Source organism: Shewanella sp. Isolate7 (assembly GCF_022398425.1).
In the GTDB taxonomy this organism is placed as follows: domain Bacteria; phylum Pseudomonadota; class Gammaproteobacteria; order Enterobacterales; family Shewanellaceae; genus Shewanella.
Window position 1 is genome coordinate 1 of record NZ_JAKEVJ010000190.1, and the last position, 703, is coordinate 703.

At 44.5% G+C, this 703-nt stretch carries 1 pseudogene; it reads left to right on the forward strand.

The features are described from left to right. Positions 1-424: 424 nt before the first annotated feature. Positions 425-703: pseudogene (locus L1D47_RS20940) on the forward strand (IS4 family transposase); the annotation flags it as partial.

Sequence of the window (703 nt, forward strand, 5' to 3'; positions counted from 1 at the left end):
TCGCGAGTTAAGCAGATCTCCCCAGATAAGAGCATGAACTTTCTTTGCACTGCTGCATCATTTACGGTGGCCATTAGATCACGTGATTTCGTCGTCTTGTGCCAACTCATCTCTAGCCTACGCCTCATATGATGTTCTTATTCATCAGCTCGCAAATTTGCTAGCGGCTTCCTTCAGACCAATCCTCGCGGATAAGCCCTTGCCATTCGCTAGTAGTTAACGTTTAATAACAGTATGTTATTCTCTTTTTGAAAGAGTAACGGTGATCTTCCTACAGAGGACTTTCACCTCATTAGTTCATGCCCATGCTGGGCGCTGAGGAATCCCCTGATAACTTTGAGATAAATCATGAAATTAGAGTGAACTTACACCTTGGAATGTGATCTGATTAAGCGCAAACAAAAACCAATCACGGACTTCCAAGGTGCAAGCATTAACTATCTTACATCAATCCCTCTATCAACATTGCCCAGAAATTCACCAAAAGCGTCTAAATACCCTCATGGTTGCTTGCCGGGCTCTCATTGATTCAGACCGTCTTACATTGACCGCTTTAGGTCGTCATATTGATGGAACTCATGCGCAAACCAAACATTCGATTAAGCGTATCGACAGGTTGCTCGGCAACCATCATCTTCATCACGAGAGACTAGCGGTCTACCAATGGCATGCTAAGTGGTTACTGACACAGCACACCATGCCC